The following is an 18,583-nucleotide window of genomic DNA, read 5'->3' on the forward strand; positions in this document are numbered from 1 at the left end:
ACGCCCGCCGCCCGAGGGCAAGTGATCTTGATTGGTCAGCTCTGCCCCCAAAAGTGCCTGACCAGTGCAGCGCCGACGATCACTTGAGATCGGTCACGTCCAACGTCCGGCAACCAGCGGACCCGACCGGAGCGTCTTTCCTTCGAACGCGCTTGGGAACGCTTACGTAGTGCCATGAGGAGCGGCACTACAGTGGGTCGGAAGTGGGTCGGAACGACAGCAAGCAGCAGGGAGTGCATGACGTGCGGCCGGTAGGCAGCAAGTACTTCCTCGAGGAGCCGCTCGGACGCGGTGCCACGGGGACCGTGTGGCGAGCCCGCCAGCGGGAGACCGCGGGCGCCGAGGCCGCCGTACCGGGACAGCCCGGCGAGACCGTCGCGATCAAGGTCCTCAAGGAGGAGCTCGCGAGCGATCCGGACATCGTGATGCGGTTTCTGCGCGAGCGCTCCGTCCTGCTCCGGCTGACCCACCCGAACATCGTGCGGGTGCGTGACCTGGTCGTCGAAGGCGATCTGCTCGCCCTGGTCATGGACCTCGTCGAGGGCCCCGACCTGCACCGCTATCTGCGCGAGAACGGCCCCTTCAGCCCCGTCGGCGCCGCCCTGATCACCGCCCAGATCGCCGACGCCCTCGCCGCCAGCCACGCCGACGGGGTGGTCCACCGCGACCTCAAGCCCGCCAACGTGCTGCTGCGGCAGTACGGCGGCCAGATGCACCCCCTCCTGACCGACTTCGGCATCGCGCGTCTCGCGGACTCCCCGGGCCTGACCCGGACGCAGGAATTCGTCGGCACGCCCGCGTACGTCGCTCCCGAGTCCGCCGAGGGCCGCCCGCAGACCTCCGCGGTCGACATCTACGGCGCCGGCATCCTGCTGTACGAGCTGGTCACCGGCCGTCCGCCGTTCTCCGGCGGCTCCGCCCTGGAAGTCCTGCACCAGCACCTGAGCGCCGAACCGCGCCGCCCCTCCACGGTCCCCGACCCGTTGTGGACGGTCATAGAGCGCTGCCTGAGCAAGAACCCGGACCGGCGTCCCAGCGCCGAGAACCTCGCACGCGGGTTGCGGGTCGTCGCCGAGGGCATCGGCGTGCACGCGAACTCCGCGCAGATCGCCGCCGCGGACAACGTCGGCGCGCTGCTGCTGCCCGACCCGGCCCCGGCCGCGGTACCGGACGCGCCCGGCGCCGCCGACCCGACGCAGGTGCTGCCGCACGGCGCGGGCGCCGCCGGTGCCTACGACCCGAACGCCGCGACCAGCTTCCTGCCGCACACCGGCCCCGGGAACCCCGTCGGCGCCGCCGACCCCACCGCCGTACTCCCGCACCGTGGCGCGGCCGATCCGACCGCCGTCATGCCGCCGGTACCGCCCGGCCGGCCGGGACAGGGGCAGTACGGCCAGCAGGGACAGCAGCCCGGTGGGCCCGAGGACCCGCACCCCTGGCAGAACCAGCTGCGCGCGGCCCGGGACCGCAACGAACAGACGCAGGTCCAGTACCTCGACCCCAACGAGGACCCGCTGCGCCGCCGTCCGCAGCGGCAGGTCGCCAGGCCGGAGCAACAGCCGCCGCAGCGACAGCAGCGCCCTCCGCAGCGGCCGCCGCAGGACGGCGGTCACGGCCGCCGGCAGCAACCCCAGCCCCAGCAGTACGCCCCGCAGCAGCAGCCGCAGCGGTACGCGCCCCCGCCGCAGCCCGAGCGCCCCGCGCGCGAACCCCGGCAGCCGCGCCAGCGCAGCGCCAACCCGATGAAGATCCCGGGTCTGGGCTGCCTCAAGGGCTGTCTGTTCACGATCGTCATCCTGTTCGTCGCGAGCTGGCTGATCTGGGAGCTGAGCCCGCTCCAGGACTGGATCGGCACCGGCAAGAGCTACTGGCAGCAGATCGGGGACATCGTCGACACCGTGAGCGGGTGGATCGGGGATCTGGGCGGAAACTCCTCAGGTCAGCAGTAACTCTGGGGATTTGTCGACACCCAGCGGGTGATTTCCGTCTCCGCGGTGAAGGTTGGCTCTTGCGGCGCGTAGCTTTGGCGACAACACGCGTCTGTAGGAGCAGCCTTGGCACGGAAGATCGGCAGCCGGTACACCGCCAACCAGATCCTGGGGCGGGGCAGCGCCGGCACGGTGTGGCTGGGCGAGGGACCCGAGGGGCCCGTCGCCGTCAAGCTGCTGCGCGAGGATCTCGCGTCCGACCAGGAGCTCGTGGGCCGCTTCGTCCAGGAGCGCACGGCCCTGCTCGGCCTGGAGCACCCCCACGTCGTCTCCGTACGCGACCTCGTGGTCGACGGCAACGACCTCGCGCTCGTCATGGACCTGGTCCGGGGCACGGATCTGCGCACCCGGCTCGACCGGGAGAAGCGGCTCGCGCCCGAGGCGGCGGTGGCGATCGTGGCGGACGTCGCGGACGGGCTGGCCGCGGCGCACGCGAAGGGGGTCGTGCACCGGGACGTGAAGCCGGAGAACATCCTGCTGGACATGCAGGGACCGCTGGGCCCCGGGGGCTCGCATCCCGCGCTGCTGACCGATTTCGGTGTGGCGAAGCTGATCGACTCGCCGCGGCGGACCCGTGCCACGAAGATCATCGGGACGCCGGACTACCTGGCGCCGGAAATCGTCGAGGGGCTGCCGCCACGGGCGTCCGTGGACATCTACGCGCTCGCGACCGTCCTGTACGAGCTGCTGGCCGGGTTCACGCCGTTCGGCGGCGGGCATCCGGGGGCGGTGCTGCGACGGCATGTCACGGAGACGGTGGTTCCCCTTCCGGGTATCCCCGATGAGCTGTGGCAGCTGATCGTGCAGTGCCTGGCCAAGGCGCCGGCCTCTCGGCTGCGGGCGTCCGAGCTGGGGGTGCGACTGCGGGAGCTGTTGCCCTTGCTGGCCGGGATGCCACCGCTGGACGTGGACGAGCCGGACGCGGAGGAAGAGGGGGAGCCGGACGGGGAGGCACCGACGGCGGCTTCCGACGGGGACGCGGTGTCCTCCGGGCGGCCGGTGCGGCGGGGAGCCGTGCCGTTGGTCCCGGGCGCGAAGCCCGCCGACTCCAACCGGGACACGCACACGTCGATGCGGGTGCCGGCGCCCGACGAGCTGGCCGGGGGCGCGCGGGGGACCGCCCGGGTGCCTCGGGCAGCGGGCGCGCCCCGTCCGGGCTCGGCCCGGCACCGGGCGACCACGCGGCGGCGCCGGCTGGCCGTGGGAGCCGCGGCGCTGGTGCTCGTGGCCGCGGCGGGCGTCGGGGTGTGGGCGGCCACGTCGGACGACGCCGGGGCGTCACCGCAGGACACGAAGAACTCGGCGCCCGCCTCCCCCTGAGGAAGCCGGGGTGGCGGCCCCAGCACCACGGCAGTGCCCTGGGCGACGACCGCGCGCACGATGTCCCGGACCTCTTGGCGGCCGCGCGGACCGAGGCCGGTCGTCGGCTCGTCGAGGAAGAGCGGTTCGGGCGCTGTCGAGCAGGGACGCGGCGATGCCGCTACGGCGCCGCATGCCGCCGGAGCAGTGCTTGACCTGCTTCCCGGCCGGTGACGGTGGTGGACGGGCGAGGTCGGTTGCCACAGCCGTTACGCTGGAGGGCGTGGCAGTCGTCGATGTATCCGAAGAGCTCAAGTCCCTCTCCTCGACCATGGAGTCGATCGAGGCCGTTCTGGACCTCGACAAGCTGAGGGCAGACATCGCCGTGCTCGAGGAGCAGGCGGCCGCGCCGTCCCTGTGGGACAACCCGGACGAGGCGCAGAAGATCACCAGCAAGCTGTCCCACCTCCAGGCCGAGGTCAGGAAGGCCGACGCGCTGCGCAGCCGGATCGACGATCTCTCCGTGCTGTTCGAGATGGCCCAGGAGGAGGACGACCCGGACACCCTCGCCGAGGCCGAGTCGGAGCTCGTCTCCGTCAAGAAGGCGCTCGACGAGATGGAGGTCCGTACGCTGCTCAGCGGTGAGTACGACTCCCGCGAGGCGCTCGTCAACATCCGCGCCGAGGCCGGTGGCGTCGACGCCGCCGACTTCGCCGAGAAGCTTCAGCGGATGTACCTGCGGTGGGCCGAGCAGCACGGCTACAAGACCGAGATCTACGAGACGTCGTACGCCGAAGAGGCCGGCATCAAGTCGACCACCTTCGCCGTGCAGATCCCGTACGCCTACGGCACGCTCTCCGTGGAGCAGGGCACCCACCGCCTCGTGCGCATCTCGCCCTTCGACAACCAGGGGCGCCGCCAGACCTCCTTCGCGGGTGTCGAGATCCTCCCTGTGGTCGAGCAGACCGACCACATCGAGATCGACGAGTCGGAGCTGCGGGTGGACGTCTACCGCTCCTCCGGGCCCGGCGGCCAGGGCGTGAACACCACCGACTCCGCGGTGCGCCTCACCCACCTCCCCACCGGCATCGTCGTCTCCTGCCAGAACGAACGCTCGCAGATCCAGAACAAGGCGAGCGCGATGAACGTCCTCCAGGCCAAGCTGCTCGAGCGGCGCCGCCAGGAGGAGCAGGCCGCGATGGACGCCCTCAAGGGCGACGGCGGCAACTCGTGGGGCAACCAGATGCGTTCGTACGTCCTGCACCCGTACCAGATGGTCAAGGACCTGCGCACCGACTTCGAGGTCGGCAACCCCGAGGCCGTGTTCAACGGCGAGATCGACGGCTTCCTGGAGGCCGGGATTCGCTGGCGCAAGCAGCGGGAGAAGTAACTTTGTCGACTTGGTAATCCTTCGCAACTGCCGCCCACCGGGCGGCAGTTTGCTTTATGTCTGGGTTTTACATCACACTCACAGACCGCTTTCCCCGGCAAAGAGCGCTTACCAGGACATCGCGCGCGCAACGGCCTTGACGTTGCTTTGAAAAATGGGAAAGGTAAAGCGCGGCATGCGTATCTCTGGGGCGCATGTGAACCGGGGGACCTAAGTACAGCTACCTTCTCCCGTCGATCACGGCCCCGAGCGCCGCCTCATTGACGATGAGCTACTGGGGGTAGCAACCACATGACGAAGAAGACGCGGATCCGGATCGCGCGCATAGCCGCTGGTGCCGTGATCGCGGCCGGCGCCTCGCTGACCGCTGCCGGCGCCGCTTCCGCGCTGGAGATCGGTGTGAGCGTGGACGAGAGCGGGGTCGGCGTGAACGTCGACACCGGCCTCGGCGACGGCGAGCCGGGCGACGGCACTCCGACCCCTCCGGACGGAGGCATCCCGACCGCACCCAACTCGCCGCCGGTCACCGAGGAGCCGCCGGTCACCGAGGAGCCGCCGATCACCGAGGAGCCGACCGACGAGCCCACCGAGCCCACCGATGACCCGACCGACCCGGGCAACGGGAACGGGAACGGCAACGGGAACGGGAACGGAAACGGCAACGGAAACGGCAACGGAAACGGCAACGCCGGGGGCGGCAACAACAACGACCCCGACGGCGGCTCCAACACCTCCGTCCAGGAAGAGGGCTCCTCGGCCCTCACCGAGACCGGCACGGACACCACGTCCGACACCGCCGCCCAGGGCACGGGCGGTGCGCAGCTCGCCGAGACCGGTGCCGGGCAGACCGCCTTCCTGCTGGTCGGTGCCGCCACGATGATCGCCGGTGGCATCGGCTTCCGCATCCTGCCGCGCCTCGCGAGCGGCCGCGGTGGCGCTGCCGCCTGAAGGTGACTTCCGGTAGTCGCGCATCTGCTTAACGTGCGCCTGCCGTACGGCGAAGGGCCCGGAGCGTATCCGCTCCGGGCCCTTCCTGCGTCCTCGGGGTGCTGGCCTACGCGGTCTGATGTGCCAGCAGAGCCACCGCTGCGATCAGCACCGCCAGCAGGGCGATCAGGGCCATCGGGTTCAGGCCCGCGAAGAGGTTCTCCTGCTGCAGCCGCTCGCGGTTGGCGCGGCACACGGGGCACCGGCCCTCATTCACGGGCGCCGCGCAGTTTGCGCACACCAGGCGGTCGTACGTCATGCGCGTCACCCTTCTTGCTGTCGGTTCCATACAGGACAACGCCCGCGGGTAGCAGAACGTTCCCTTCCCTACTGTGCCAGGTTCCACCGAGGGTCGCCCGGGCGCTGCCGAAGCGAGGGTTTCCAGGCCGGCACAAACCCCCCCATCCACTACGCAACCCGAACCGGCGCCTGCGCTCCCGCACCCGGTTCGCGTATGGTCACGCTCATCTACCCCCGGCCTACCGTGGTGCATCCGTGATCCGATTCGACAACGTATCCAAGGTCTACCCCAAGCAGACCCGCCCCGCACTCAGGGATGTCTCCCTGGAAGTGGAGAAGGGTGAGTTCGTGTTCCTCGTCGGGTCCTCCGGCTCCGGGAAGTCCACCTTCCTGCGGCTGGTTCTCCGCGAGGAGCGGACCAGCCAGGGCCAGGTGCACGTCCTGGGCAAGGACCTCGCACGCCTCTCCAACTGGAAGGTGCCGCAGATGCGCCGCCAGCTGGGGACGGTCTTCCAGGACTTCCGGCTGCTGCCCAACAAGACGGTGGCGGAGAACGTCGCCTTCGCGCAGGAGGTCATCGGCAAGTCGAAGGGCGAGATCCGTAAGTCCGTGCCCCAGGTGCTCGACCTCGTCGGGCTGGGCGGCAAGGAGGACCGGATGCCCGGCGAGCTGTCCGGTGGTGAGCAGCAGCGCGTGGCCATCGCGCGGGCCTTCGTCAACCGGCCCAAGCTGCTGATCGCCGACGAGCCCACCGGCAACCTCGACCCGCAGACCTCCGTCGGCATCATGAAGCTGCTCGACCGGATCAACCGGACGGGCACGACGGTGCTGATGGCGACCCACGACCAGAACATCGTGGACCAGATGCGCAAGCGCGTCATCGAGCTGGAGAAGGGCCGTCTCGTCCGCGACCAGGCACGCGGCGTCTACGGCTACCAGCACTGACCGCCGTTCGAAGAGTCCCCGGAAAGGCCTGAAGAAGACGCCATGCGCGCCCAGTTCGTACTCTCCGAGATCGGTGTCGGTCTCCGTCGCAACCTCACGATGACCTTCGCCGTCATCGTCTCCGTCGCCCTGTCACTCGCCCTGTTCGGCGGTTCGCTCCTGATGAGCGACCAGGTCGGCGCCATGAAGGGCTACTGGTACGACAAGGTCAACGTCTCGATCTTCCTCTGCAACAAGAGCGACGCCGAGTCGGACCCCAACTGCGCCAAGGGCGCGGTGACCGAGGACCAGAAGAAGGACATCCTCTCCGACCTGAAGAAGATGTCGGTCGTCGAGACGGTCGCCCACGAGTCCCAGGACGAGGCGTACAAGCACTACAAGGAGCAGTTCGGCGACTCCCCGCTGGCCGCGTCCCTCACGCCGGACCAGATGCAGGAGTCGTACCGGATCAAGCTGAAGGACCCGGAGAAGTACCAGGTCATCGCGACCGCGTTCAACGGGCGCGACGGCGTGCAGTCCGTGCAGGACCAGAAGGGCATCCTGGACAACCTCTTCACGATGCTGAACCTGATGAACCGGGCCGCGCTGGGCGTCATGGCGCTCATGCTGATCGTCGCCCTGCTGCTGATCGTCAACACGGTGCGTGTCTCGGCGTTCAGCCGTCGGCGGGAGACCGGGATCATGCGGCTCGTGGGCGCCTCGGGCTTCTACATCCAGGCGCCGTTCATCATGGAGGCCGCCGTCGCCGGCGCGATCGGTGGTGGGCTCGCCTGTGTCTTCCTGGTCGTCGGCCGGTACTTCACCATCGACCACGGCATGGCCCTGTCCACGAAGCTCAACCTGATCAACTTCGTGGGCTGGGACGCCGTACTGACGAAGCTGCCGCTGATCCTCGCGGCGAGTGTGCTGATGCCCGCGTTGGCCGCGTTCTTCGCGCTGCGCAAGTACCTGAAGGTGTGACGCATGCCAAGAGGGCCGTACGGTCAACCGGCCGTGCGGCCCTCTTGCGTTGTCCTAGACTCACCGGCATGTCAGGCCGAGACCTGTTCTGTCAGCCCCGCCGCATCCGCCGCGGGGCGGCCCTGACATTGGTGTTCGCGAGCGTGCTGGTGGCCGGCGCGGCGACCGGTTCCTTTCCCGAGGCGGACCGCGGCGACCGGAAGTCCTCGTCGGACGCGGCCCGTTCGGCCGCTCCCGCGGGTCATCACGAGGACGTGGCGGAGGCGGCCGAGGAGGCCAAGGCCGACGGCGCGTCCCCCATGGAGGCCGCCGAGCGTGCCGTCAGCCGCAGCGGGGACCGCTGGGGTGCCGTCTACTCCCGGGACGAGTACGAGGAGTTCGAGGAGGCCCTCGACGGCCAGTACACCGGCGTCGGGCTGTGGGCGCGGCGCGAGCGGGACGGCCGTATCGAAGTGACCAGGGTGAGCTCGGACTCGCCCGCGGCGTCCGCCGGGATCCGCAAGGGCGACCGGCTGCGCAGCGTGGACGGGGAGAAGGTCGACGGGCATCCGGTCACCGAGGTGGTCTCCCTGCTGCGCGGCGACGCCACGGACGCGGCGGCCGGTACGACGGTCCGGCTGGGCCTCGAGCGCGGCACGCGCGCGTGGACGAAGACCGTACGGCGGGCCCGTCTGTCCACGGACTCGGTCACCGTTCGAGAGCTCGCCGGCGGGATCACCGTCATCAAGATCGACTCGTTCACGAAGGGTGTCGGGGACCAGGTCCGGGACGCCGTGCGGCAGGCCCCGGCCGGCGGAGGAATCGTTCTCGACCTGCGCGGGAACTCCGGCGGGCTGGTCACCGAGGCCGTGACCACGGCGTCCGTCTTTCTCGACGGCGGGCTGGTCGCGACGTACGACGTCGACGGATCGCAGCAGGCGCTGCACGCGGAGCCCGGCGGGGACACGACCCGGGCGCTGGTCGCTCTCGTCGACGGCGGGACGATGAGTGCGGCGGAGCTTCTCACCGGGGCGCTGCAGGACCGGGGGCGGGCGGTGGTCGTGGGGTCCCGTACCTTCGGCAAGGGGTCGGTGCAGATGCCCAGCCGGCTGCCGGACGGGGCGGTGGCCGAGCTGACGGTGGGGCACTATCGGACTCCGTCGGGGCGAGGCGTCGACGGCCGCGGGATCACGCCTGACCTCGAGGTCGACGAGGGGGCTCTCCGGCAGGCGGAGACGGTGCTGGGAGGGCTGGGCGACTAGAGGTTGTCCGCCCGTGGATAAGCACTGGTCTCCATGCCCCCTCTTAGTGCGAAAATGGGCAGCACTATGAGCAAGGGAATGTACGTACCGAAGGAGTCCCAGCCGAAGCAGGGTGGCGGGGGCGGCAAGGCGCAGGACGGGGAGAAGGGCGGCAAGCGCAAGATCGTCGCCCAGAACAAGAAGGCCCGGCACGACTACGCGATCATCGACACCTTCGAGGCCGGGCTGGTCCTCATGGGCACCGAGGTCAAGTCGTTGCGCGAGGGCCGAACCTCCCTGACCGACGGCTTCGTCCAGATCGACGGGGGTGAGGCGTGGCTGCACAACGCCCACATCCCGGAGTATCACCAGGGCAGCTGGACCAATCACTCCGCGCGCCGCAAGCGCAAGCTGCTGCTGCACCGCGAGGAGATCGACAAGCTGGAGTCGAAGGCCCAGGAGACGGGTCACACGATCGTGCCCCTCGCCCTGTACTTCAGGGACGGCCGGGCGAAGGCCGAGATCGCGCTCGCGCGAGGCAAGAAGGAGTACGACAAGCGGCAGACCCTGCGCGAGAAGCAGGACCGGCGGGAGTCGGACCGCGCGATCGCGGCGGCGAAGCGGAAGCAGCGGGCCCAGGCCCAGTAGGAATAGACTGGCACCGTCGTGCGTTGGTCACGTACGATGGATCCTGCACCTCACCGAGGGTGCGCGCTCCTCTCGGAGCATTGAAAAATCAACATGGGGATGATCGGTTTCGACAGCGGCTGTTGAAGCAGGGGAAGCGTGTCGAGGAAGCGGCAATGATCTCGTTAACCATATGTCGCAACCAATAATCGCCAATTCCAAGAGCGATTCCCGCGCCTTCGCCCTCGCTGCCTAATAAGCAGTGAGTGAAGGCCCTAACGGGTGTCAGCCCGGGGATGTTCCCGACCCGGACCCTGGCATAATCTAGGGGACTAAACCATCGAGCCCGGTCACGGGGTTCGATGGGAAACCAAACAGTGACTGGGCCCGTCGGCGACTTGTTCGCGTGATCGCCGGGGCCGAGAAAATCGCAGCGAACTGCACACGGAGAAGCCCTGATTCTGCACCGTTGGACGCGGGTTCGATTCCCGCCATCTCCACTCGCCTCTTCCGAGAGGCAACCCCATGTTTGTAATTGAACACAGTGACGAAGGCCCCGCTGCTCCACGGCAGCGGGGCCTTCGTCATGTCCTGGAGATGACGGATGGTGCGCAGCATCGATGAGTCCGACTTCGGTGTGACCTGGCTGATGAGCATGTTCCACGCGGACTGGACGCATCACGGGCCCACGGCCGCCGAGGCGGTCGGCTACCACCTCTGGGACGGCCTGGACCCGGAGAGCGTCGTCGCGGTCCGGCGGGACGCGGCGCTGCTGCTGCGCCTGCCCTCGGCGACGATCGAGGTGCTGTGGCCTGCCGGTACAGAGGCTGGGCCGTCCTTCTTCTCCGCAGGGCGTACCGGCGCCACCTCGGGAACGCGGTGGATGGAGACGCTCACCGGCCTGTGCGACTCCTGGCTGTCCAGGCACGCCGGGGGCGATGTGGCCGCCGCCGTCCCCGCCGAGTGGGACGGCGTGGAACTGGCCGACACGGTCCTGGCCGAGATCAAAGCGGCGGACTTCCTGCCGGACGAGGTCGGGCGGGCGCTGACCGAGTGCGTCCGCCGCTGCACACCGGACCTCGCGTTCCGCTGCTGCTGCGGGCGATGCAACAGATCGGCACCACGTCCGGCGCGGCGCTCTCGCCGGAGCACTACGCGCGGCTCGCGGCACTGGGCTCGGCGCTGCGGTACGGCGAGTTCGTGGTGTCGGAGGTGCGGCACCTGGTGGCGTGACGGCCGGTGCCCCTGGCGCCCGCCCGGTGCCGCCGGCCTCTCATGCGCGGATGCGGAAGACGGGATGGTCCGCGGGCGACGGCAGGGCGTCGAGGACACCGGAGACCGTGGGCATGCCGCCGTAGCGCTCGCGGTAGGCGGCGAGCAGGGGTGGGCGGTCTGCCTCCGGGACCTCCTCCACGGTGATGTCCTCCGTGCGGCCCCGGTTGGTCAGCCGGCCCTTGGAGGTCGCGCGCAGATTCAGTGCCCAGTCGCTCAGACCGCGGTAGGAGACGAGGTAGCGCTCGCCCTCGTGGTCCAGGACGGCCACCGGGACCGTGCGCTCGCGACCGGAGCGGCGGCCTTTGACGGTGAGGCGGGAGATCATCGACCGCTGGAACAACGGGACCAGCCGGTTGGCCATGTGGCGCTGCATCCAGGGCGGCTTCAAATAGACGCGGGCGGTCATGCTTCCCACCATAAGGTGGCCCCGAGACTCTGGTAACCGTCGTGGAAGAGAACCCCGCATGACCTCGATGCGCACATCACGCCATCTGCTCGTCCGCGCGCGGGGTGACGACTCACCGCTGTACCTCGCGGACGAGGAGGGCGCCGAAGACCTCTCCCGGTTCACCCGCTCCGTGCCGCCCGACGACCCCTGCCTCGGGCTGACCGAGTCCCTGGCCGAGCAGCTGACATCGTGGTCCCGGGAACGCCCCGGGGGAGGGGCGGCGTCACGTCAGAGCCTGCGCAGGTATGCCAAGCAGGGGCTGGAGGTCGCCCAGGCGCTGGCCCGGTACCTCGGGCCGCAGTGGGTGGTGCGGTACTGGGACGACGCATACGACACCGAGAAATTCGTCTGCTGGGGGTGCCGGCGACTGCACTGGTTCCTCTACGAGCACGACACGCCTCCGTATCCGCTCCGCATCACCGTCGAGGGCGAGTACAAGTGGCACCCGCTCCGCGCGGAGGGGTTTGGGGACTTCGCTCCCGACGACCCCACCGCCGGGCTGGACCTGTCCGACGAACTGGTCGCGGACCTGTACGGCTGGGCGGCCGACTTCGACGCCGGCATGGAGCAGTGCCTGAAGGACCGGGACGACGCGAAGGACGACGCGAGGCGCAGGGAACTGGACCTGCGGGGCCGTGACCTGGCCGAGCGCGTGGCCCGTGAAGCGGGCCCGGCCAGGACCGTCACCTACGGCGGACTCGCCTAGGGCGGCCCTAGGGCTCCACGCCGACGCGTCAGGCAACCGTCCGCCGCCCCGTGCTCGCCCGTTCCGTCATCCGCGGTGGCAGCAGGGTCGACTCCGGTACGGCCGTCCCGTCCAGCTTCTTCATCAGGAGCTCGACCGCCCGCGCGCCCACCTCCGTCGACGGCAGCGCCACCGAGGTGATCGGGACGCGGACCGACTCGGCCAGTTCGTCGGGGCAGATCGCGGTGACCGACAGGTCCGCCGGGACGCGTAGGCCCAGTTGTTCGAAGGCGTCGACCAAGGGCTCCAGCAGGGGTTCGTTGTGGACGACCACGCCCGTCAACGCGGGTTGCTCGCGCAAGAGTTGTTCGGCCACCGCACGGGCGGTACCCGGCTCGCAGGGGTGGACCGTCGACGACATCCCGCAGCGGTCGGCGGCGGCCGTGAAGCCCTGGACCACGCTCTGCGCGAAGGCGGTCTGCCGGACGTAGACCTCCGGCGGGGAGCCGACGAGGGCCACCACCCGGTGGCCCAGCCGCGCCAGATGCTCCACACACGCCTCGCCCGCCGCCCTGAAGTCGAGGTCGATGCAGGTCAGGCCCTCCGGGGCGGCCGGGAAGCCGATCAGCACGGACGGCAGGTCCAGATTCCGCAGCAACGGCAGCCGGGGATCGTCCAGTTGGACGTCCATCACGATCAGCGCGTCCACCAGTGCCGTGTCCGCGACCCGCGTCAGTCCGTCCTCGCCCTCCTCCTGGGTCAGCAGCAGCACATCGTGGTCGTGCCGCCGGGCCGTCGTCACCACCGACACCGCGAACCGCATCACGGTCGGCACATGGATCCCGGACCTCAAGGGCACGACCAGCGCCAGCACGTTCGACCGGCGGCCGGCCAGGGCACGGGCGCCCGCGTGCGGGCGGTAGCCCAGCTCGCGGACGGCGTCCTCGACCCGCTGCCGGGTCTCCTCGGAGATCGGGCGCTTGCCGCTGAGGGCGTAGGAGACGGTGCTGGGGGAGACCCCGGCCCGCCGCGCCACATCGGTGATCTTCACCATCAGCCCAGCTCCAGGGAGAGGAAGCCGGTCCCGGCCCGCGCCCGCGCCTCGCGCCCGCCCGCGGCCAGCCCCCAGGGCGCCGAGGGGTCGGAGCAGGACGCCCGCAGCGTGTCCCCCTCGCGTACGACGGTGAAGGCGACCTCACCGACCCGCACCGTGGCCTGCTCGCCCCGCCCGAGGCCGTACGCCCGCAGGGTCACGCCGTCGGCGTGGTCGTAGTCGGGCCGGTCGGCCACCGCCCCCACCGGGACCACGGCGCCCGGCCTGACCAGCAGCGGCACGCTCAGGAAGTCGTGCTTCTCCCGTACCCAGCGCGGCCCGGTCACCGTCTCGCCGGTCACGAAGTGCGTCCACGTGCCCTCGGGGACGTAGTAGGAGACCTCGCCCTCGTCGTTGAACACCGGCGCCACCATCAGGTCGGGGCCGAGCATGTACTGACGCTCCAGGTGCGCGCACCCGGGATCGTCCGGGAACTCCAGGACCATCGCCCGCATCACCGGCACGCCCTCGGTGTGGGCGGTGCGCGCCGCCTCGTAGAGATACGGCATGAGCCTCAGCTTGAGGCGGGTGAAGTGCCGCAGCACATCCACGGATTCCTCGTCGAACAGCCACGGCACCCGGTAGGAGGAGCTGCCGTGCAGACGGCTGTGGGAGGAGAGAAGTCCGAAGGCCAGCCAACGCTTGAACAGCGCCGGGGTCGGGGTGCCCTCGAAGCCGCCGATGTCGTGGCTCCAGAAGCCGAAGCCGGACAGGCCCAGCGAGAGACCGCCGCGCAGCGACTCGGCCATCGACTCGTAGGTCGCCTCGCAGTCGCCGCCCCAGTGCACCGGGAACTGCTGGCTGCCCGCGGTCGCCGAGCGGGCGAAGACCACCGCCTCCTCCTCACCGCGATGCTTGCGCAGCACGTCGAAGACGGTCTGGTTGTAGAGGTAGGTGTAGTAGTTGTGCATCCGCTCCGGGTCGGAGCCGTCGGACCACTCCACGTCCAGCGGCACCCGCTCGCCGAAGTCGGTCTTGAAGCAGTCGACGCCCTGCGCGAGGAGCGCCTCCAGCTTGGACGCGTACCAGTCCCGGGCGGCCGGGCTGGTGAAGTCGACCAGGGCCATGCCGGGCTGCCACAGGTCCCACTGCCACACGCTGCCGTCCGGGCGCCTGAGGAGATGGCTGAGCTCCTTGCCCTCCGCGAACAAGGGCGACCTCTGGGCGATGTACGGATTGATCCATGCGGAGACCCTGAGGCCCCGCGCGTGCAGGCGCGCGAGCATGCCCTCCGGGTCGGGGAAGACCCGCGGGTCCCACTGGAAGTCGCACCAGTTGAACTCGCGCATCCAGAAGCAGTCGAAGTGGAAGACGGAGAGCGGGAGTTCGCGCTCCCGCATGCCCTCGATGAAGGACGTCACGGTCTCCTCGTCGTACGACGTCGTGAAGGACGTCGACAGCCACAGGCCGAAGGACCAGGCGGGCGGGAGGGCCGGGCGGCCGGTGAGGGCCGTGTACTTGCGGATGATCTCCTTCGGACTCGGGCCGTAGATGACGTAGTACGTCAACTCCTGCGTTTCCGCGCTGAATTGAACCCTGGAGACGGCTTCCGAGCCCACCTCGAAGGAGACCTTGCCCGGGTGGTCCACGAAGACGCCGTAGCCCGCGTCCGTGAGGTAGAACGGGACGTTCTTGTAGGCCTGTTCGGTGGCCGTGCCCCCGTCGGCGTTCCAGATGTCGACGACCTGGCCGTTCTTCACCAGCGGCCCGAAGCGTTCGCCCAGGCCGTACACCGAGGTGCCCACGCCGAGGCCGAGCTGCTCACGCAGGTAGTGGGCGCCCGACGCGTCCCGCATGATGCCCATGCCCTTGGGGCCGCTGCCGGTGAGCAGCCGGCCGCCCGCGAGGAAGTCGACCTGCCAGGTGCCCGTGCGGGCCACCCGGACCGACAGCGCGCCGGAGGTGAGGGTGGCGTGCTCCTCGTCGTACTCCGTGTGCGCGGTGACGTCCTCCTTCCGCACCTCGAACTGGGGGCCCTGCGGCTGCTCGCCCTCGAAGTGGGTGAAGGTGACGCCGATGACGTCAGGTATCGGGGCGTGGGCGCTGATCGTCACGACCGGTCCCTTCAACAGGTCGCCGCGGCGGCGGATGGGCTGGGTCGGCGCGAGGATGTCCAGCCGGCCGTCCGACGCGGCGACCTCGTGGACCTGCGCCGGATGGGCCGCGGTGACGCCCTCGCGCAGCAGCCAGTAGCCGTCGGTGAACTTCACGTGGGGGGTCCTTACTTCACGGCACCCACGGCGATACCGCGGGTGAGGGTTCGCTGGAAGACGAGGAAGAACACGATCGCGGGGAGGACGCCGAGCAGGGCGGCCGCGTTGGTCATCGTGGCGTCCATCAGGCGCTGGCCCTGGAGGACGCCGAGGGCCACCGACACCGTCTGGTTGTCATTGGAGATCAGCATGACCAGGGGGAGCAGGAACTCGTTCCAGGTCCAGATGAAGAAGAAGACCAGCAGCACACCGAGGGTGGGGCGGCTGACGGGGACGACGATCCGCCACAGGACCTGCCACTTGTTCGCGCCGTCGATCCGGGCCGCCTCCAGGATCTCGCGGGGGAACTGGCCGAGGACCGCGGAGAGCAGATACGTGCCGAAGGCCGCCTGGATCACCGTGAACACGATGATCACGCTCAACCTGGTGTCGTAGAGGCCGACTTCCTTGCTCAGGTAGTAGACCGGGTAGACCAGCGCTTCCTGCGGCAGCATGTTCGCGAGGACGAAGAAGGCGAGGACCCAGGTGCGGCCCTTGATGCGGCCGATGCCGATCGCGTAGGCGTTGAGGACGGACAGGATCACGGCCAGTACCGCCACCGAGCCGCTGATCAGGACCGAGTTGACCAGTTTCTGACCGAAGTCGACGCGTTCCCAGAAGTCCTTGATGCCGGTCGTGTACAGGCCGTCGGGGAGGCTGAGGGGGCCGTTCTGGGCGTATTCCGCGGGGGACTTGAAGGCGTTGACCGTGACGATGAGGAACGGGACGACCATGAACAGGGCCGCGATGCACAGGGCGATCAGTACCGGGTAGCGGCGCAGGGCGGTGGTCATGTGTCGGTCCTCTCCTGGAGCCTGAGACCGATCAGGGAGAGCGCCAGGATGAGCACCGTCAGCACGGTGGAGATCGCGGCGCCGTAGCCGACCTGCGTCTTCTCGAAGAACGTGGTGAAGGAGAAGTAGGACGGCACGTCGGTGGCGCCGCCGGGACCGCCCTTCGTGAGCACGTACACCGCGCCGAACACCTTGAGCGCGGCGATCGAGCACCAGGTCAGGACGACGTAGATCTCCGGGCGGATCTGCGGCAGCGTGATGTGCCAGAAGCGGCGCCACCAGCCGGCGCCGTCCAGCTCGGCCGCCTCGTGCAGCTGCGGGTCGACGCGTTGCAGGCCGGCCATGAAGATGACCAGCGGGAAGCCGAGTTGGACCCAGACCATGACGCCCATGACGCTGTAGAGGGCGAGGTCGGGGTCGCCGAGCCAGTCCTGCTGCCAGCTGCCCAGGCCGATCGCCTTGAGGAGGGCGTTGAGGGAGCCGTTGTCGGGGGCGAGGATCCAGCTCCAGACGATGCCGGCGACCGCGATCGGCAGCACCTGGGGGAGGTAGAAGCAGGCGCGGAGAACGGCGGCCGTTCTGGACCCGAAGTGCTTGCCGACGTAGTCGAACAGGGCGGCGGCGAGGACCAGTCCGAGGGCCGTGGGGATCGCCGCCATCGCGACGACCATGAACAGGCTGTGCCGGAAGGACGCCCAGAACTCGGAGTCGTCCATCAGCTCGCGGTAGTTGGCGAGCCCCGACCACTCGGGAGAGCCCACGCCCTGCCAGTCCGTGAAGCTCACGTACGTGTTCATCACGAACGGCAGGACGATGACCGCGAGGAAGGCGAGGGCACCCGGGAGGAGGAACAGGGCGTAGGAGTCGCGAGGGCGGCGCGGGGGCCGTGCGGCGGCGCCCTTGCCGGCCGCCCGCGCACTCCGTTCGACGGTCACCGTCATTGCTTCGGCGCGCCCTTGTCGTAGGCGTCCTGGAGATCGCTGAGGTAGCCGTCGGGCTTCTCGCTGCCCGTGATCAGTTTCTGGGTCCCGGAGACGAGGACGTCGTAGAAGCCGGGGACCGGCCAGTCGGGGTAGAAGGCCAGGCCGTCGTTCTTGGAGAGGGTGTTGAAGTCGTCGATCAGGGTCTTCGACTGGGGGTCGGTGATGGCGGAGGCGTCGGCCGCGACCGGGACGCCGCCGGAGTTGCCGAGCAGGTTCTGGATCTTCTTCGACATGGTGATGTCGATGAAGTCGTAGGCGAGGTCCTTGTTCTTCGAACCCTTCGGTACGACCCAGAGGTTGCCGCCGGAGCCGAGGGTGAGCTTGGAGTCGGGCCAGCGGAAGGTGCCCCAGTCGAACTTGTTGTCCGTCTTGAAGCGGCCGTACCACCAGCTGCCGGAGAACAGGATCGGCGCCTTGCCGGAGGTGAAGGAGACACCGGCGGCCTCTTCGTTCTGGCCGCTGGAACTCTTGCTGAAGTAGCCCTTCTTGACCCAGTCGGCGAAGGTCTCGGCGCCGTAGGTCCAGGCCGCGTCGTGGAAGTCGGTCTTGCCCTTGTAGAGCTGGTAGGCGTCGACCCAGGAGCGGTCGGCCTTCGACAGCGCCAGCTGGTAGAGGTACTGCTGGGCCGGGTAGGCGGCGCCGCCGTTGGCCAGCGGGGTGACCCCCTCGTCCACGAACTTGTCCATCGCGGCGGTCAGTTCGTCGAACGTCTTCGGCTCGGAGATGCCGTACTTCTTGAAGAGGTCCTTGTTGTAGTAGACCAGCGTGTACTCGGCGTAGTTGGGGACGCCGTACCACTTGCCGGAGCCCATCACGCCGTTGGTGTCGTAGAGGCTCGTCGTGCGCACACTCGGGCTGAGCTTCTTGTCCCAGCCGCGCTTGGTCGCCTCTTCCGTGAGGTCGGTGAGCAGGCCTTGCTTCGAGAGCAGGCCCGCGGTCGCGTTGCCCTTGTTGTACTCCATGAGGTCGGGCGCGTCCGAGGAGTTGAGGACCATCGGGGCGGTCTTCTGGATCTGGTCGAAGCTCTTCTCCTCGAACTCCACCTTCACACCGGGGTGCTTGGCCTCGAACTCCTTGATCGCCTCCTTCCAGGCGATGCCCATCGCGCTGGTCGGACCCTCGTAGTGCCAGAGCCTGAGTGTCTTGCCGTCGGAGGACCCGCTGTCCGAGTCCCCACAGGAGGTCACCAGCAGCGATCCGGTCAGGATCACCGCCGCCGCCACCACACGCCTTCGTGCCGTCAACATCCCGTACCTCCGGGGAGTCGGATGGTGCTTCGGGCCGGGCGCCACGCAGGGGTCGTCGATTCGACTCGATTCGACGACCCCTGTCGAAGCGCTTCGACGAAGGAACGTATGCGGCGCCTTTGAAGGTCGTCAATGGGTTATGCAGGATCG

17 protein-coding genes, 1 other RNA gene and 1 pseudogene are annotated in these 18,583 nt (G+C 69.2%); 11 read left to right on the forward strand and 8 right to left on the reverse strand.

What is annotated here, in order from left to right; all coding sequences use genetic code 11:
* Positions 1-242: 242 nt before the first annotated feature.
* Together ACIBJB_RS44500 and ACIBJB_RS44505 are read left to right on the forward strand one after the other, a co-directional pair.
* Positions 243-1,949, forward strand: coding sequence for a serine/threonine-protein kinase (locus tag ACIBJB_RS44500; protein WP_398939917.1), 1,707 nt, complete (start codon positions 243-245; stop codon positions 1,947-1,949).
* Positions 1,950-2,054: 105 nt separating this feature from the next.
* Positions 2,055-3,308, forward strand: a complete 1,254-nt coding sequence (locus ACIBJB_RS44505) for a serine/threonine-protein kinase (protein WP_398939875.1) — start codon at positions 2,055-2,057, stop codon at positions 3,306-3,308.
* Between the two features lie 20 nt (positions 3,309-3,328).
* On the opposite strand, the pseudogene ACIBJB_RS44510 reads toward ACIBJB_RS44505, so the two are convergent.
* Positions 3,329-3,515: pseudogene (locus ACIBJB_RS44510) on the reverse strand (ATP-binding cassette domain-containing protein); the annotation flags it as partial.
* A gap of 55 nt (positions 3,516-3,570) precedes the next feature.
* Between ACIBJB_RS44510 and prfB the strand changes: the two are divergent.
* Positions 3,571-4,677, forward strand: a complete 1,107-nt coding sequence (gene prfB / locus ACIBJB_RS44515; protein WP_398939876.1) for a peptide chain release factor 2 — start codon at positions 3,571-3,573, stop codon at positions 4,675-4,677.
* Positions 4,678-4,968: 291 nt separating this feature from the next.
* Entirely contained in the window at positions 4,969-5,625 is a 657-nt protein-coding gene (locus ACIBJB_RS44520) for a hypothetical protein (protein ID WP_398939877.1), read from the forward strand.
* A 106-nt stretch (positions 5,626-5,731) separates the two neighbouring features.
* On the opposite strand, the gene ACIBJB_RS44525 is transcribed toward ACIBJB_RS44520, so the two are convergent.
* The gene (locus ACIBJB_RS44525) at positions 5,732-5,923 is read right to left on the reverse strand and encodes a hypothetical protein (protein ID WP_328638978.1); all 192 of its coding nucleotides are present in this window, start codon (positions 5,921-5,923) and stop codon (positions 5,732-5,734) included.
* A gap of 236 nt (positions 5,924-6,159) precedes the next feature.
* Between ACIBJB_RS44525 and ftsE the strand changes: the two genes are divergently transcribed.
* The 6 genes from ftsE to ACIBJB_RS44555 all read left to right on the forward strand — a co-directional run bounded on the left by ftsE (position 6,160) and on the right by ACIBJB_RS44555 (position 10,889).
* Entirely contained in the window at positions 6,160-6,849 is a 690-nt protein-coding gene (gene ftsE / locus ACIBJB_RS44530; protein ID WP_057610798.1) for a cell division ATP-binding protein FtsE, read from the forward strand.
* 42 nt (positions 6,850-6,891) lie between these two features.
* A complete protein-coding gene (gene ftsX / locus ACIBJB_RS44535) occupies positions 6,892-7,809 on the forward strand; it encodes a permease-like cell division protein FtsX (RefSeq protein WP_398939878.1) in 918 nt (305 codons plus the stop codon).
* Positions 7,810-7,877: 68 nt separating this feature from the next.
* Entirely contained in the window at positions 7,878-9,050 is a 1,173-nt protein-coding gene (locus ACIBJB_RS44540; RefSeq protein ID WP_398939879.1) for a S41 family peptidase, read from the forward strand.
* A gap of 78 nt (positions 9,051-9,128) precedes the next feature.
* Complete coding sequence (smpB, locus tag ACIBJB_RS44545; protein ID WP_057610801.1) at positions 9,129-9,677, forward strand: SsrA-binding protein SmpB; 549 nt, start codon at positions 9,129-9,131, stop codon at positions 9,675-9,677.
* 95 nt (positions 9,678-9,772) lie between these two features.
* Positions 9,773-10,159, forward strand: a transfer-messenger RNA (tmRNA) gene (gene ssrA / locus ACIBJB_RS44550).
* A gap of 550 nt (positions 10,160-10,709) precedes the next feature.
* Positions 10,710-10,889 (forward strand): hypothetical protein, encoded by a 180-nt coding sequence (locus tag ACIBJB_RS44555; protein ID WP_398939880.1) that lies wholly within the window; start codon positions 10,710-10,712, stop codon positions 10,887-10,889.
* 40 nt (positions 10,890-10,929) lie between these two features.
* On the opposite strand, the gene ACIBJB_RS44560 is transcribed toward ACIBJB_RS44555, so the two are convergent.
* Positions 10,930-11,337, reverse strand: a complete 408-nt coding sequence (locus tag ACIBJB_RS44560) for a nitroreductase family deazaflavin-dependent oxidoreductase (RefSeq protein WP_398939881.1) — start codon at positions 11,335-11,337, stop codon at positions 10,930-10,932.
* Between the two features lie 58 nt (positions 11,338-11,395).
* Between ACIBJB_RS44560 and ACIBJB_RS44565 the strand changes: the two genes are divergently transcribed.
* Positions 11,396-12,085, forward strand: coding sequence for a hypothetical protein (locus tag ACIBJB_RS44565; RefSeq protein WP_398939882.1), 690 nt, complete (start codon positions 11,396-11,398; stop codon positions 12,083-12,085).
* 28 nt (positions 12,086-12,113) lie between these two features.
* Here ACIBJB_RS44565 and ACIBJB_RS44570 read toward each other — a convergent pair whose 3' ends face one another.
* The 5 genes from ACIBJB_RS44570 to ACIBJB_RS44590 are packed head-to-tail and all read right to left on the reverse strand — an operon-like array spanning position 12,114 to position 18,433.
* A complete protein-coding gene (locus ACIBJB_RS44570; protein WP_398939883.1) occupies positions 12,114-13,118 on the reverse strand; it encodes a LacI family DNA-binding transcriptional regulator in 1,005 nt (334 codons plus the stop codon).
* The gene (yicI, locus tag ACIBJB_RS44575; protein ID WP_398939884.1) at positions 13,118-15,367 is read right to left on the reverse strand and encodes an alpha-xylosidase; all 2,250 of its coding nucleotides are present in this window, start codon (positions 15,365-15,367) and stop codon (positions 13,118-13,120) included. Before yicI ends, ACIBJB_RS44570 begins: the two co-directional genes overlap by 1 nt.
* Positions 15,368-15,378: 11 nt before the next feature.
* Positions 15,379-16,203 carry a carbohydrate ABC transporter permease gene (locus tag ACIBJB_RS44580; protein WP_398939885.1) on the reverse strand — a complete coding sequence of 275 codons (825 nt, stop codon included), beginning with the start codon at positions 16,201-16,203 and terminating at the stop codon, positions 15,379-15,381.
* Positions 16,200-17,144: a carbohydrate ABC transporter permease gene (locus ACIBJB_RS44585; RefSeq protein ID WP_398939886.1), complete on the reverse strand. Its 945-nt coding sequence runs from the start codon at positions 17,142-17,144 to the stop codon at positions 16,200-16,202. The genes ACIBJB_RS44580 and ACIBJB_RS44585 overlap by 4 nt, the downstream gene beginning before the upstream one ends.
* Entirely contained in the window at positions 17,141-18,433 is a 1,293-nt protein-coding gene (locus ACIBJB_RS44590; RefSeq protein WP_398939887.1) for an ABC transporter substrate-binding protein, read from the reverse strand. The genes ACIBJB_RS44585 and ACIBJB_RS44590 overlap by 4 nt, the downstream gene beginning before the upstream one ends.
* Between the last annotated feature and the right edge of the window lie 150 nt (positions 18,434-18,583).

The sequence above is a fragment of the Streptomyces sp. NPDC050759 genome, from assembly GCF_044456945.1.
Classification (GTDB): Bacteria; Actinomycetota; Actinomycetes; order Streptomycetales; family Streptomycetaceae; genus Streptomyces.

Excerpts from the sequence above, each read along its gene's own strand:
- smpB (WP_057610801.1), top strand. The coding sequence starts at position 9,129 with ATGTACGTACCGAAGGAGTCCCAGCCGAAGCAGGGTGGCGGGGGCGGC.
- ACIBJB_RS44560 (WP_398939881.1), bottom strand. The coding sequence starts at position 11,337 with ATGACCGCCCGCGTCTATTTGAAGCCGCCCTGGATGCAGCGCCACATG.
- ACIBJB_RS44540 (WP_398939879.1), top strand. The coding sequence starts at position 7,878 with ATGTCAGGCCGAGACCTGTTCTGTCAGCCCCGCCGCATCCGCCGCGGG.
- ACIBJB_RS44580 (WP_398939885.1), bottom strand. The coding sequence starts at position 16,203 with ATGACCACCGCCCTGCGCCGCTACCCGGTACTGATCGCCCTGTGCATC.
- ACIBJB_RS44570 (WP_398939883.1), bottom strand. The coding sequence starts at position 13,118 with ATGGTGAAGATCACCGATGTGGCGCGGCGGGCCGGGGTCTCCCCCAGC.
- ACIBJB_RS44525 (WP_328638978.1), bottom strand. The coding sequence starts at position 5,923 with ATGACGTACGACCGCCTGGTGTGCGCAAACTGCGCGGCGCCCGTGAAT.
- ftsX (WP_398939878.1), top strand. The coding sequence starts at position 6,892 with ATGCGCGCCCAGTTCGTACTCTCCGAGATCGGTGTCGGTCTCCGTCGC.
- ACIBJB_RS44585 (WP_398939886.1), bottom strand. The coding sequence starts at position 17,144 with ATGACGGTGACCGTCGAACGGAGTGCGCGGGCGGCCGGCAAGGGCGCC.
- ACIBJB_RS44590 (WP_398939887.1), bottom strand. The coding sequence starts at position 18,433 with ATGTTGACGGCACGAAGGCGTGTGGTGGCGGCGGCGGTGATCCTGACC.
- ACIBJB_RS44520 (WP_398939877.1), top strand. The coding sequence starts at position 4,969 with ATGACGAAGAAGACGCGGATCCGGATCGCGCGCATAGCCGCTGGTGCC.
- ACIBJB_RS44565 (WP_398939882.1), top strand. The coding sequence starts at position 11,396 with ATGACCTCGATGCGCACATCACGCCATCTGCTCGTCCGCGCGCGGGGT.